1 protein-coding gene is annotated in these 272 nt (G+C 68.4%); it reads right to left on the reverse strand.

The annotated features are described in order from the left end of the window. On the reverse strand, window positions 1-272 hold a 272-nt coding region (locus ACEN88_RS35465; protein ID WP_413347086.1), incomplete at both ends, for a hypothetical protein.

Raw genomic sequence — 272 nt, forward strand, 5'->3', positions numbered from 1 at the left:
ACGACGACCATCGCGCCTGCAGCATGCAGCTTCTCGACGGCGGCGCGGTAGTCGCGCACGTCGCCGTTCACGCCCGGGTATTGCAGCAGGACGCCGAAGCAGGATTCGGCGAGGTTCCCGATCTCGGCGGCGGCGACGGTGCGCACCTCGACGCCGATCGGCAGCGCGCGGGTCTGCACCACTTCCAGCGTCTGCGGCAGCACGTCGTCGGCGACGTAGAACACTTTCGATTGCGACTTGCCGACGCGCTGGATCAGCGTCATGGCCTCGGC

The sequence above is a fragment of the Massilia sp. CT11-108 genome (genome assembly GCF_047302915.1).
GTDB lineage: Bacteria > Pseudomonadota > Gammaproteobacteria > Burkholderiales > Burkholderiaceae_D > Telluria > Telluria orientalis.